Below are 12,628 nucleotides of genomic sequence, written 5' to 3' on the forward strand. Positions count from 1 at the left end.
CGCAACCCATAGGGGCAAAAAAGTTGCTTGTACTAGGAGGGGTGAACTGTGGCAAAGACAGAGTTACTAATGGCGATCGCTGGCCTGAATCGAGGCATTCTAGCCACACCGCGCGATCGCAAACAGGTGGCCGCCCTTGCCGCTTCCCTTGAAACCATGAATCCCACCCCAGATCCCCTCAATGCCCTCGAAAAACTTGCTGGGGATTGGCGACTCATCTACACCAGTAGTCAGGCGCTGCTTGCTCTAGATCGCTCCCCAATTGTCAAGCTGGGGCAAATTTATCAGTGCATTCGTCCGCAGCAGCAGCGCATCTACAATATTGCTGAACTCTACGGCTTGCCCTTCCTAGAGGGGATTATCAGTGTCTTGGCGCGCTTTGAACCCTTGACCCAACAGCGGGTACAAGTGTATTTTGAACGTTCGATTGTTGGCCTGCGTCAGTGGCTCAATTACTATTCTCCCTCCCAGTTCATTCCCCAACTCCACAGCCGTCAACCCCTGATTGCTCTGGATGTGCCCCTCAACAGCAATGATCAACAGGGCTGGCTGGAGATTACCTACTTGGATGAAGACCTGCGAATTGCCCGCGGTAATGAGGGGAGCCTCTTTGTCTTAAGCCGGGTTTAGGGACAATTCCCTGTACCGTTAAACTAGGGAACAGTGGCTCGACCCCTGCTGCAATGGAAGTACAGCTACCCCAGCAACTCAGTTTTCCATGGAATCCGATGCCTTCTGAGCCTCTGGCTGCAGGTTCCCTAGCGGCTCCTGCTGTTTCAGGGAGTGACAGTAGCCAAGAGCGCATCCGGCAGTTGGAGCAGGCCATTGATCAATGCCAACACTATATCAACGAGCTGAAGCAGCAACTGCGCAATCAAGAATTTTTAGAAGACTTACTGGCGCGTACGGAAGAAACGGCTCAGATTCAACAACAGGCAATCCTTGCCCTCCAAGAACAATTGCGCTCCCAAGCCACCTGTGCCCACGAGTTGGCCGAAATGAGCCACCATCGCCAATCCTTGGAAACGATTCTTCAGCAATCGCAAACGGAAATTGAGCACCTGCATCAGGAGGTGGATCGGCTCCTCAAGGCTCAAGATGCCCTCGAGGCTAAATTGGTGAATAGCCATCGCCTCCTGCGGCAACGGGAACAGGAATATCAACTCCTTGAATCCCAACTGCGCCAAGTCCAAGAGGAAAAAGCGCTGCTGCAAACTCGCCTTGAACAAGCCCGCTCAGAGTTGAGCGATCGCCAAACCCAACTGGATGATCTCAACCGTCGCCTCACCCAAGCCAACCATTTAATTGAAACCCAAGAACGGATCATCACTGCGCTGCAACAGGCGCAAGGATCAGAGGTCAGCAAAAACAATGTTATTCAGGGACTGAGTAAAACCCTCCTAAAAACCCAAACCAAGCTCCAAGAACTGGAGCGGGAGTATCAGCAACAGCGCCTGCAATATATGACCACCCAGCACTACAACCAAGAGCTGGAGGCGCGCACTAGTCAACAACAGGAACGCCTACAACACCTAGAAGCCCAAATTGCCGAACTCCAAGAGCAAATTCTCCATCAGGCACAGCAGGCACGGGAGCAGGAAACCGCTGTTCAACACTGGAAGGATCGCTACACCGAGGCCGAGCGATCGCTAGCGCAGTTACAACGCGTCATTGCCCAAATGGCCACGGGTGGATCCATTTCCCTGAGTGAGGTTCCTTCTTAGGGAGGATGTTTGAACAAATCTCAATTTTGTATAATAAGCCATAGTCATTACGAGTTTGTTTATGGTCAAATTCATTGGTTGGGCAGGGAGTCTGCGGGATGGCTCCTACTCTCAAAGCGCCCTAGATGTTGCCATTGCCAAAGCAGCCGCCCAAGGGGTTACCGTTGAACGTCTGGATTTACGGCAAATGACGCTCCCCTTTTGTACCGGTGCTGAGAGCTACCCCGACTACCCCGATGTCGCCATCTTTCAAACCAAGGTCAAGGAAGCCGATGGTATTTTGCTGGTGACCCCGGAGTACCACGGCAGCGTTAGCGGTGTGCTCAAGAACTCCCTTGATCTCCTCAGCTTTGAACACCTCAGCGGCAAAGTGGTCGCCATGATGAGTGTCCTCGGTGGCCAAACCAACAGCAATGCCCTCAATGATCTGCGGGTGATCTTGCGCTGGGTACATGCGTGGGTGATTCCAGAACAGGTGGCCATTGGTCAGGCGTGGCAAGCCTTCACACCCGAGGGGCAATTGAGGGATCCCAAGCTCGATGAGCGAGTGGACAAAATGATTGCCAGTTGGATTCAGACCACCCGTCAACTACGAGAAGCAAGCGCCTAATTCAATCCCTCTTGCAGCCACTGCGCCACCTGCTTGGCATGGTAGGTGAGAATGACATCAGCACCTGCCCGCTTAAAGCCAAGAAGGGTTTCCAGCACCACTTTTTTCTCATCAATCCAGCCATTGCGGGCGGCGGCTTTCACCATTGCATATTCCCCGGAAACGTTGTAGGCGGCCACAGGAACATCGCTCACCTGCTTGAGTTGGGCAATGACATCCATGTAGGCAAGGGCAGGTTTCACCATCACCAGATCGGCGCCCTCCTCAATATCCAAGCTGACCTCCCGCACTGCTTCGCGGACATTGGCTGGATCCATTTGGTAGGTTTTTTTATCACCAAACTTCGGTGCCGAATCTAAAGCATCGCGAAAAGGACCATAGTAGGCGGAGGCGTATTTCGCAGAGTAGGCGAGAATCCCCACGTGGGTATAGCCTGCGGCATCTAGACCCGCCCGAATGGCACCGACACGGCCATCCATCATATCTGACGGAGCAACAAAATCAGCCCCGGCAGCCGCTTGACTCACTGCCTGTTTCACCAGCACCTCTACGGTTTCGTCATTGAGAATTTCGCCATCTTTGACAATGCCATCGTGGCCTTCGCTGCTGTAGGGATCAAGGGCGACATCGGTAAAGATCAGCAGGTCGGGTAAGACGGCCTTAATGGCACGTACCGATCGCTGGACAAGACCCTCAGGATTGTAGCTTTCGGTGCCAGCATTGTCCTTGAGGTGCTCAGGCACAAGGGGAAATAGCGCGATCGCCCCAATTCCCAAGGCATAGACCTCCTTCAGCTCTAAAATCAGGCGATCCAGCGTATAGCGATAGCAGTCGGGCATTGAGGGGACTTCCTGCACCTGATCTTCCCCCTCCATGACAAAGACCGGATAGATCAAATCGCCTGTGGTTAGGGTATGCTCGCGCACCAAGCGACGAATTTGAGCCGTGCGGCGTAAACGGCGAGGCCGATGGGTTAGCTCCATAATTCAACAATCAAAAACTCAGTAATGTCCCAGTTCAAACGGCTGTGAATCAGCACGTACAACCTTTGGATTATTTCCGCATTATCTCACCTTGAGGGATCAAGACTGTAGGCGGTGCAGGATGCTTACAAACGTTTACGAACAACTTCAGTGTTCAAGCGGGTTGCAGATAGGGCAAGGCCAGATAGAAACTGGTGACGGTCTTGGCATCTTTCACTTGACCACTATGAATCGCAGCGGCCAAGTCAGCTAGAGAAAACTCCACAATTTCAATGTGCTCGTCGGTGTCCTGAGGCGGGGGTGTCTCTAGTTTTTCCAGCTCAGTGGCCAAGTAGGCGTAGATCACTTCATCAGAATAGCCGGGGGCAATGTAAAACTCTCCCAGTTTTTGCCAATGGTGGGCGCGGTAGCCCGTTTCCTCTTCAATCTCGCGCTCAATGGTGGCAAAAGGCTTTTCGTGATCCTCAACGGTGCCCGCTGGGAACTCCAGCAGATATTCCTCAGTGGCAAAGCGGTATTGTTTGACAAGGATCAGGTTGCCCTCTGGGGTCACCGGCACAGCTAATGCCCCCCCTGGATGCCGCACAGTTCCCAAGATCGAGACAGACCCATGGGGCAAGCGATATTGATTGACCTCAAAGGTAAACTTACGACTGCGGCAAAAGCAGTGGCGTTCGAGGACTTCGGGGGGGATTTTCGTCATAGGGGTTAGACAAGGGTGCGATCGGTGAGAATTTCGTAGCCCGTTTTGGTGACCAAGACCGTGTGCTCAAATTGGGCAGAGAGGGAATTATCAACCGTAACCGCTGTCCAGCGATCGCGCAAAATCCGCACCTGTTTTGACCCCGCATTCACAATGGGTTCAATGGCCAAGGTCATCCCCGCCCGTAGCCGCACATTCTTAAGTTCATTGGTGCGGAAGTTAAATACCGAAGGTTCTTCGTGGAGATTGCGCCCCACGCCGTGGCCAGTAAAGTCCTCGACCACAACAAAGCCATTGGCTTCGACATAATCTTGAATAGCACCCGCCAAATCCATGAGGTAGTTGCCTTCTTTGACCTGCTCAATGCCGCGGTAGAGGGCTTCTTCAGCCACTTTTACCAGCTTGGCCGCCTCCTCGGAGATTTCCCCCACCGGAATCGTAATGCAAGAGTCGCCATGGAAGCCGTTGTAGTAGGCACCGGTATCAATCTTAACGATGTCGCCATTGCGAATCACTTTGCGGGGGCTGGGAATGCCATGAACCACCTCGTTGTTGATGCAAGCGCAAATGGAGGCCGGAAAGCCCTGATAGCCTTTGAAGCTCGGTGTTGCCCCCATTTCCCGGATGCGTTTCTCGGCATAGGCATCGAGATCCGCCGTCGTCATGCCCGGCTCGATCATCTGGGAAATTTCCTTGAGCACCGTCGCCACAATGCGCGAGGCCTGCCGCATAATCTCAATTTCTCGCTTGGACTTAATTTCAATGCCACGGCGGGGACGGGTTTGGATGGGGGTGGTGGGGGGAGTGAGCAGACTACCAAGGATATTCATGGGCGCGATGCAACCGCAAAAATCGTTCTTTTTCAGGATAACGCTGTTGCGCTGATCAGGGGAATGTCAATTTTATCCTTGAGGGATGGGTGAACGAACATGCGCTTGATAGAGCTGCTTAAATCGCCGCTGTTGCTGGCCGTGATCCACAATTGGCAAGGGATAACCGCAGCGATGCCGCTCTAGGGGAGAAATAGTTCCCGTCACCAAATCTGCCGTGTCTAGGGATTTCAACTCCGGCAGCCAACGGCGAATATACTCCGCCTCAGGATCAAATTTTTGCGCTTGACTGGCTGGGTTAAAAATCCGCAGCGGCTTTGGATCCATCCCACTAGAGGCACTCCACTGCCAACCGCCATTATTGGCTGCCAAGTCGCCATCAATCAGTTTTTGCATAAAGTACCGCTCACCCCATTGGGGATTGATGATCAAGTCCTTGGTGAGGAAACTGGCCACAATCATGCGGCAGCGGTTATGCATCCAACCCGTTTCATTGAGTTGGCGCATGGCGGCATCCACAATTGGGTAACCGGTGCGACCCTCACACCAAGCCGCAAAGTGTTCTGCGTGATTCAGCCAAGGAAAAGTGGCAAATCCTTCACGATGGGGACGCTCCGCCAAGTGGGGAAACCAATAGAGGGCGTGCTGATAAAACTCCCGCCACGCCAATTCCTGCTGCCACGTGCGAATACTCGTTTGTGCCTCTTCACTGCGGGCTGCGGCCATAGCGGCCTGACTGGCTGCCCAGACACGACGAATACCAATGACACCGAACTTGAGGGCAGGGCTTAAGAGGGAGGTTCCAGGTTGCGCTGGATAGTTGCGCTGCTCACCATAGTCTTGAATGTGCTGGCCAATAAATGTCTCCAGTTGTGCTTGGGCGGCGGCTTCACCGGGAGCAAGGATCAGTTCTCCTGACCAATGAAATCCCAAATCCTTGGCAGTGGGCAGCGGTATCGCCCCTAGGGCTGTGGCTGTCGCTTGTTCAGCTTCTATCAGAGGTTCGAGGTGGCTGGGGCTGGGGACAGGCTCTGGTTTAGCTAGGCTTGACCAGTTGCGCCAAAAGGGGGAATAGACGGTGTAGGGCTGCCCCTGTTTTGTTTGTACGGCCTCTGGGGGATGCAGGAGTTGATCCCAAGCAGTTTCCACAGCAATTCCCTTTTCCTTGAGGGCAGCAGCCACAGCGCGATCGCGATCGCGACCGTAGGGTTCCACATCCTCATGCCAATGCACCGCCACCGCCCCTAAGCCACTGGCCACTTGGGGCAGAATTTGACGCGGGTCACCATGAAAAATTAAAAAGCTCCCCCCAAGTCGCTGATAGGCTTCTTGCAAGGCCTGTAGGCAACCCACGAGGTATGTCACCCGCACCGCCGCAATGTCCGAGGCACTGAGAATCGCCGGGTCAAAACAAAAAATGCCAACCACTTTGGGAGTTTGGGTGTAGGCAGCCGCCAACCCCACACTGTCACTCAGGCGCAGATCGCGACGATGCCAAAAGAGGCGCAGGCTCATCACCCGTCCATCCTAGGCGCACTAGAAAATAGCGCCAATACATTCATTGATTGCGGCTTTAACTTCCGGGGGTTCATTGTCGGCAGTCATTTTCTGAAATTCCTCATAGCTCATTTTTTCTTGGAGGCGGTTTATCAGGCAAGTGCAATAGCGATCGCCGCGATCGCCAAAGCCGGGAGGCGCTTGCGCCGCAAATTTGGTTTGACACTCCTGCATAAAGACCGCGATCGCCTCTGGGGGATAAGTCGCCGCTGGCGTTTCTTGGGCGAAAATAGATAAACTCAGCAATCCCAGACCGCTACTGCTGAGAAGGCTCATCACGAGTTTGGAGAATTTCATTGGGGCGACTCCTAGGGGCGATACCTGATGCGATTCTGGCAAAGAGCTTCCTGCGGTTGCTGCACTTCCAAACTTTTGTTGAGTTAGCGATCAAGTCATAGACAAGGATGCCACGTTTATCTATACTTGTCTTCTATCGTTTTGTGTGTACAGTTATCGGCAAAGGAGGCTCTCATTTCTGAACCACTTGCCCTCACCCAAAGCCTAAGGGGTACCCGTGAGATTCGCGATAACTATCAAGTGTTTCGCCTGACGGGTCTTATTGATGCGTTCTCCGAGTCGGCCTTTCGCAAGGTCATTAGTAAGTGTTTTGACGATGGGCCTGCCAACGTCATCTTAGACCTTTCAAAAATTGAGTTTATTGACAGCTCTGGCCTCGGCATTTTGGTACAACTGGCCAAAAAAGCCCAAGAGCATCAGGGTCAACTGCAAATTGTCACCAATCCCCGCGTCACCCAAACGGTCAAACTCGTGCGTTTAGAGAACTTTTTGCCCCTTCAGCCGGATCTGGCGACGGCGATCGCCCAAATTACTGGCGAAACCCATTCCTAAACATTCTGTTCCTGTGGCAGTAAAACTAAGGGGGGTCTTTTTAGCTGAAACGTCATGCTGGACTCTGCTGGATTATTGCCCCTTGTTCCCCCCAAAATTCCCGCCCATCAACTGCCACCGGCGGCTTTGGCCTACGTTGGCGACGCCGTTTATGAACTCTTTATCCGCTGGCTTTTTCTAACCCCCCCTCAACGCATTAATACCTACCACCGCCAAGTGGTGGCGCATGTGCGTGCCGAAAGTCAAGCCCGTTATATGGACTTCCTCTGGCAGCATTGCACCGAAACCGAACGCTCGATTTTTCGTCAGGGTCGCAATGCGGCTGCCGATGGCCCAAAGCGAGTTGCCGCAAAAATTTACCGTCAAGCTACTGGCTTTGAAGCCCTACTGGGATACCTCTACCTCACCAATCCGCAACGCCTACAGGAGATTTTTCAACTACTTGAGCGGCACATTCGCAATGAAATGAACAGCAATATCGACGAAGCAGAATCCCGTAATGAAATGTAACCACTGCGTGATAGGATGCTTAGTGGCCAGTTCAAGGCATCCTCGGATGCTCCCTATTCTGCTGTGACCGTTCCCGATTCTGCTTCAGCACCCTCTGTGCCATCAACCATTGCCAATTCCCCAAAGAAGGGCGGCTCGATGGCCGAGTTTTATCAACTCTGTCGCGAATTATTCACGACAAGCTTCGTGCTGATGGCGATCGCCTTTGGAGCGGTTTGGCTGATTTACGGCCTGAACACAGCGTTGAATTACCTTTTGGGGGCAAGTGCGAGCCTAATTTATCTGCGGCTCCTCGCCCGCAGTGTGGAGCGCCTAGGAAACGACCAGAAAAAGCTGGGGAAAACGCAGCTCCTTGTCGTCGTGGTTGTGATTATTTTGGCAGCCCGTTGGCAAGAGCTACATATTATTCCAGTGTTCTTGGGGTTCTTAACCTACAAAGCCGCCATTCTGGTCTATATGTTTCGTACGGTTTTGCCGTCCCCTTAACGCTGGCTCACTGTAGTGCTTAGACAACCGAGCGCGGAGGCATGATGCCTTTGATACACCTTTGGACAGCTCTTCCCCTTGCCAAGTTGGAGGTGGGGCACCATTTCTACTGGCATATTGGCAACCTAAAAGTTCACGGTCAAGTCTTCATCACCACTTGGTTTGTGATGGCCATTCTGATTGCGGCGGCCTTTGCCGCCTCGCGGAATATCCAACGGGTGCCCAGTGGTATTCAAAACTTGATGGAATACGCGCTGGAATTCATCCGCGATTTGACCAAGAGCCAAATGGGTGAGCACGAGTACCGAGCTTGGGTTCCCTTTGTGGGGACACTGTTCCTGTTCATTTTTGTTTGTAACTGGTCAGGCGCACTGGTACCGTGGAAACTCATCGAACTGCCAGAAGGGGAGCTAGCAGCACCCACCAATGACATCAATACCACCGTGGCCTTGGCTTTGCTGGTCTCCTTGGCCTATTTCTACGCCGGGCTACGCAAGCGGGGGCTGAAGTATTTCACCAAGTACATCGAGCCAACGCCCGTCTTACTTCCCATTGCCATCTTGGAAGATTTTACAAAACCGCTTTCCCTGAGCTTCCGTCTTTTTGGCAACATCTTGGCGGATGAATTGGTGGTGGGGGTCTTGGTGTTGCTGGTGCCCTTGTTTGTGCCCTTGCCCGTGATGGCCTTGGGACTCTTTACCAGTGCCATTCAAGCCCTTGTGTTTGCCACCCTTGCAGCCACCTATATTGGGGAGGCCATGGAGGGACATGGCGGCGAGCACGAAGAGGCGCACTCCTAAAAGGGGTACATACCCTGCTATTGTTATCTCTGGAAATTTTGTTTCGTCCTACTACGTCTCGAGGAAATCAACTATGGATCCGTTAGTCGCTTCTGCTTCTGTTTTGGCTGCTGCTCTGGCAATTGGTTTGGCATCGCTTGGGCCTGGGATTGGTCAAGGGAATGCCTCTGGTCAAGCCGTGGAAGGGATTGCGCGGCAACCGGAAGCGGAAGGTAAAATTCGGGGTACACTGCTGCTGACCTTGGCATTCATGGAGTCGCTGACCATCTACGGTCTGGTGATTGCGCTGGTGCTCCTGTTTGCCAACCCCTTTGCATCCTAATTAACCCCAGTGGGGGAGGCTTGGATGAGCTTTCCCCCGATCCCCCATTCTGGAGAGGCTGATGTTTGATTTTGATGCCACCCTACCCCTGATGGCTGTGCAATTCTTAATCTTGACCGTCATTTTGAATGCGCTGCTGTACAAGCCCTTGGGTCAGGCGCTGGACAATCGGGATGAATATATCCGAACCAACTTGCAGCAGGCCAAGGAGCGGTTGCAACAGGCCACTGAACTGGCTCAGCAGTATGAGCAGGAATTGGCCAGTACCCGTCGCCAAGCCCAAGCCTTGATTGAAGAGGCCAGAGCCGAGGCACAAAAAATTGCCACCGCCGAAATTGCCGAAGCACAGCAGGCCGTGCAGGCAGAGTTACTCAAGATTCAAGCAGAGATTGATCAGCAAAAGCAGGCGACACTGCAAGCGCTTGAGGGTCAAGTTGCCAGCTTGAGTGAACAGTTATTAGCGAAGTTACTGGCCTAGGAGTGTGGGTCATGGACGCAGTATTTTTATTGGCAACGGAAGAAGCGGGGCATTTTGGCATTAACACCAATTTGCTCGAAACCAATGTGATCAACCTTGCCATCATTATTGGGGTATTGGTGTATTTTGGGCGGGGCGTACTTGGCAAAACCTTGGGCGATCGCCAGCAACAAATTGCCACAGCCATTGCGGAAGCCGAAGAACGCCAGAAAGTGGCCGCTGCCCGCCTTACCGAAGAGCAGCAAAAACTGGCTCAGGCCAAGCAGGAGGCACAACGCATTCGCGAAGACGCCCTTGCCCGTGCCAAGGCTGCAAAGGAAGAACTCATTGCCCAAGCCAAGCGGGAAATTGAGCGCTTGAAGGAAACCGCTTCCCAAGATACGAGTGCCGCCACTGAGCGGGCGATCGCCGAAATTCGTGAGCGGATTGCCGCTATGGCACTTGCCGAGGCCGAAAACCAACTCAAAGCGCGTTTGAGCCAAAATCCAGACCTTCAGCGTACCCTTGTTGATCGCAGTATTGCCCTACTAGGAGGCAAATGATGCAGACCACTGTCCGTGGTGAACTGGTTGAACCCTATGCCGAGGCGCTGCTGTCGTTGGCGCAAACCCACAACCTCATTGATCAGTTTCAGCAGGACACGCAGTTAATTCTGGAACTCCTTGCCAGCTCCAGTGAACTGCAACAGTTTCTCGCCAATCCCCTGATCAAGCCTGAGGCCAAAAAGAACGTGCTGCGGCAGTTGACCGTGGAGAAGGTGCATGGCTACTTCCTCAACTTCTTAATGTTGCTCGTGGATCGGCGGCGAATTAACTTTCTTGGCTCTATTTGTGAGCAGTATCGTGCCCTTGTGCGCAAACTCCGCAATGTGATCTTGGCGGAAGTCACCAGTGCCGTCGAACTCAACGACGATCAACGCCGTGCCGTGGTTGAAAAGGTCAAAGCCATGACCGGTGCTGCCGATGTGGAGCTGGTTACTGCCTGCGATCCCGAACTAATTGGTGGTGTGGTGATTAAGGTTGGCTCCCAAATTTTTGATGCCAGCCTGCGGGGTCAGCTCCGCCGCCTCAGTCTCACCTTGGCGCAAGCCGCCTAACGTCCCTTTGTAAACTGTTCAACCCTTGAGAGCGACTTCTATGGTAAGTATCCGACCCGACGAAATCAGTAGCATTATTCGCCAGCAAATCGAGCAGTACGAACAGTCGATCAAAGTCGATAATGTCGGTACTGTCTTGCAGGTGGGCGATGGCATTGCCCGTGTCTATGGCCTCGACAAAGTGATGGCCTCAGAATTGGTGGAATTTGAAGACGGCACCGTGGGGATTGCCCTTAACCTCGAAGAGGATAACGTGGGGGTGGTGCTGATGGGCGATGGCCTCGGTATCGAAGAAGGCAGTACGGTGCGGGCCACTGGTAGAATTGCTTCAGTTCCTGTGGGTGAAGCGGTCATTGGTCGGGTCGTGGATGCGCTGATGCGCCCCATTGACGGCAAAGGGGAGATCCACACGACGGCAACCCGCCTGATTGAATCCCCTGCCCCCGGTATTGTCCAGCGCAAATCGGTGTGTGAGCCGTTGCAAACGGGGATCACCGCCATTGACGCCATGATTCCCATTGGTCGTGGTCAGCGGGAACTGATCATTGGCGATCGCCAGACAGGGAAAACGGCCGTTGCCATTGACACAATTCTGAACCAAAAAGGCCAAGATGTGATTTGCGTCTATGTGGCCATTGGTCAAAAAGCGTCCAGTGTCGCTCAAGTGGTGAACGTGCTGCGGGAGCGCGGTGCACTCGATTACACGATTGTGATTGCCGCTAACGCCAGTGATCCAGCCGCTTTGCAGTATCTCGCTCCCTACACCGGTGCCACGATTGCTGAGTACTTCATGTACCAAGGCAAGCACACCCTCGTCATCTATGACGACCTCTCCAAACAAGCGCAAGCCTATCGGCAAATGTCGCTGCTGCTGCGCCGTCCCCCCGGTCGTGAAGCCTACCCTGGGGATGTGTTCTATCTCCACTCCCGCCTGCTGGAGCGTGCCGCCAAACTCAACGATGCCCTCGGCGGTGGCAGCATGACGGCGCTTCCTGTGGTTGAAACCCAAGCCGGTGACGTGTCTGCCTACATTCCCACCAACGTCATTTCCATTACCGACGGTCAAATCTTCCTCTCCTCTGACCTCTTCAACGCTGGCTTGCGTCCTGCCATCAACGCGGGGATTTCCGTGTCACGGGTGGGTTCTGCTGCTCAAATCAAAGCCATGAAGCAGGTGGCTGGCAAACTGAAGCTGGAATTGGCGCAATTTGATGAACTGCAAGCCTTTGCCCAGTTTGCCTCTGACTTGGATAAAGCCACCCAAAACCAACTGGCACGAGGCCAACGCCTGCGGGAAATTCTCAAGCAGCCCCAGTACTCACCCATTCCGGTGGAATACCAAGTGGCAACCATTTACGCCGGTACCAATGGCTACCTTGACGACATCCCCGTTGAGGCAGTGGCCAAGTTTGTTGCCGGTCTGCGGGACTACCTACACACAAGCAAGCCCGAATACGGCGAAATCATCCGCACCACCCAAAAACTGGATGAAAAAGCTGAAGCCTTGCTGAAAGAGGCGATCGCCGAATACAAAGCTGGCTTTACTGCCTAGGCGCGATCGCGTTATATCATGCTCTGAACCTGCCCTCTACCCAGGGTAGGTTTTTTTATGCCTAGGCTACTCTCAAGTGTCAAAAATCATTGCAGTTTCCTGAAGCCATCCCCCTGAGCCTGCCGTCC

The 12,628-nt window shown here is 53.4% G+C and carries 17 protein-coding genes; 12 read left to right on the forward strand and 5 right to left on the reverse strand.

Translation table 11 applies throughout. The features are described 5' to 3' along the window. The first annotated feature begins 48 nt into the window (after window positions 1-48). From RHH81_RS07615 to RHH81_RS07625, 3 genes are all read left to right on the forward strand, one after another. Window positions 49-630, forward strand: a complete 582-nt coding sequence (locus RHH81_RS07615) for a PAP/fibrillin family protein (RefSeq protein ID WP_206199664.1) — start codon at window positions 49-51, stop codon at window positions 628-630. A gap of 98 nt (window positions 631-728) precedes the next feature. Continuing rightward, window positions 729-1,724, forward strand: coding sequence for a hypothetical protein (locus tag RHH81_RS07620; protein WP_310742850.1), 996 nt, complete (start codon window positions 729-731; stop codon window positions 1,722-1,724). Between the two features lie 61 nt (window positions 1,725-1,785). Further along, window positions 1,786-2,334, forward strand: coding sequence for an NADPH-dependent FMN reductase (locus RHH81_RS07625; RefSeq protein WP_206199666.1), 549 nt, complete (start codon window positions 1,786-1,788; stop codon window positions 2,332-2,334). Here the strand turns inward: RHH81_RS07625 and hemB are convergent. From hemB to RHH81_RS07650, 5 genes are all read right to left on the reverse strand, one after another. Continuing rightward, window positions 2,331-3,317 carry a porphobilinogen synthase gene (hemB, locus tag RHH81_RS07630; RefSeq protein WP_149818282.1) on the reverse strand — a complete coding sequence of 329 codons (987 nt, stop codon included), beginning with the start codon at window positions 3,315-3,317 and terminating at the stop codon, window positions 2,331-2,333. The two genes, RHH81_RS07625 and hemB, sit on opposite strands and share 4 nt — an antisense overlap. Window positions 3,318-3,471: 154 nt before the next feature. Beyond that, window positions 3,472-4,020 (reverse strand): NUDIX hydrolase, encoded by a 549-nt coding sequence (locus RHH81_RS07635; RefSeq protein ID WP_149818284.1) that lies wholly within the window; start codon window positions 4,018-4,020, stop codon window positions 3,472-3,474. Between the two features lie 5 nt (window positions 4,021-4,025). Next, complete coding sequence (gene map, locus RHH81_RS07640; protein WP_206199667.1) at window positions 4,026-4,850, reverse strand: type I methionyl aminopeptidase; 825 nt, start codon at window positions 4,848-4,850, stop codon at window positions 4,026-4,028. Window positions 4,851-4,922: 72 nt separating this feature from the next. Further along, window positions 4,923-6,368 (reverse strand): deoxyribodipyrimidine photo-lyase, 8-HDF type, encoded by a 1,446-nt coding sequence (locus RHH81_RS07645; protein ID WP_225901525.1) that lies wholly within the window; start codon window positions 6,366-6,368, stop codon window positions 4,923-4,925. Between the two features lie 18 nt (window positions 6,369-6,386). Continuing rightward, window positions 6,387-6,704 (reverse strand): hypothetical protein, encoded by a 318-nt coding sequence (locus RHH81_RS07650; protein ID WP_206199669.1) that lies wholly within the window; start codon window positions 6,702-6,704, stop codon window positions 6,387-6,389. A 141-nt stretch (window positions 6,705-6,845) separates the two neighbouring features. Here RHH81_RS07650 and RHH81_RS07655 point away from each other — a divergent pair, with 141 nt between their 5' ends. The 9 genes from RHH81_RS07655 to atpA all read left to right on the forward strand — a co-directional run bounded on the left by RHH81_RS07655 (window position 6,846) and on the right by atpA (window position 12,500). Beyond that, on the forward strand, window positions 6,846-7,256 hold the full coding sequence (locus RHH81_RS07655; protein WP_225901526.1) for an STAS domain-containing protein: 411 nt from the start codon (window positions 6,846-6,848) through the stop codon (window positions 7,254-7,256). Between the two features lie 54 nt (window positions 7,257-7,310). Then, window positions 7,311-7,766 carry a Mini-ribonuclease 3 gene (locus RHH81_RS07660; RefSeq protein ID WP_206199670.1) on the forward strand — a complete coding sequence of 152 codons (456 nt, stop codon included), beginning with the start codon at window positions 7,311-7,313 and terminating at the stop codon, window positions 7,764-7,766. A gap of 15 nt (window positions 7,767-7,781) precedes the next feature. Then, window positions 7,782-8,252: an ATP synthase subunit I gene (locus RHH81_RS07665; RefSeq protein WP_206199671.1), complete on the forward strand. Its 471-nt coding sequence runs from the start codon at window positions 7,782-7,784 to the stop codon at window positions 8,250-8,252. 41 nt (window positions 8,253-8,293) lie between these two features. After that, window positions 8,294-9,052: a F0F1 ATP synthase subunit A gene (gene atpB / locus RHH81_RS07670; RefSeq protein ID WP_149818298.1), complete on the forward strand. Its 759-nt coding sequence runs from the start codon at window positions 8,294-8,296 to the stop codon at window positions 9,050-9,052. Between the two features lie 73 nt (window positions 9,053-9,125). Beyond that, the gene (atpE, locus tag RHH81_RS07675; RefSeq protein ID WP_009767951.1) at window positions 9,126-9,374 is read left to right on the forward strand and encodes an ATP synthase F0 subunit C; all 249 of its coding nucleotides are present in this window, start codon (window positions 9,126-9,128) and stop codon (window positions 9,372-9,374) included. 61 nt (window positions 9,375-9,435) lie between these two features. Continuing rightward, a complete protein-coding gene (locus RHH81_RS07680) occupies window positions 9,436-9,852 on the forward strand; it encodes a F0F1 ATP synthase subunit B' (RefSeq protein WP_206199672.1) in 417 nt (138 codons plus the stop codon). 11 nt (window positions 9,853-9,863) lie between these two features. After that, the gene (locus tag RHH81_RS07685; RefSeq protein ID WP_206199673.1) at window positions 9,864-10,394 is read left to right on the forward strand and encodes a F0F1 ATP synthase subunit B; all 531 of its coding nucleotides are present in this window, start codon (window positions 9,864-9,866) and stop codon (window positions 10,392-10,394) included. Continuing rightward, on the forward strand, window positions 10,391-10,948 hold the full coding sequence (gene atpH, locus RHH81_RS07690) for an ATP synthase F1 subunit delta (protein WP_206199674.1): 558 nt from the start codon (window positions 10,391-10,393) through the stop codon (window positions 10,946-10,948). Before RHH81_RS07685 ends, atpH begins: the two co-directional genes overlap by 4 nt. Before the next feature lie 40 nt (window positions 10,949-10,988). Continuing rightward, the gene (gene atpA, locus RHH81_RS07695) at window positions 10,989-12,500 is read left to right on the forward strand and encodes a F0F1 ATP synthase subunit alpha (protein WP_149818305.1); all 1,512 of its coding nucleotides are present in this window, start codon (window positions 10,989-10,991) and stop codon (window positions 12,498-12,500) included. The last annotated feature ends 128 nt before the right edge of the window (window positions 12,501-12,628 follow it).

Origin of the sequence: Thermosynechococcus sp. PKX95, from assembly GCF_031583295.1 — a bacterium.
GTDB lineage: Bacteria > Cyanobacteriota > Cyanobacteriia > Thermosynechococcales > Thermosynechococcaceae > Thermosynechococcus.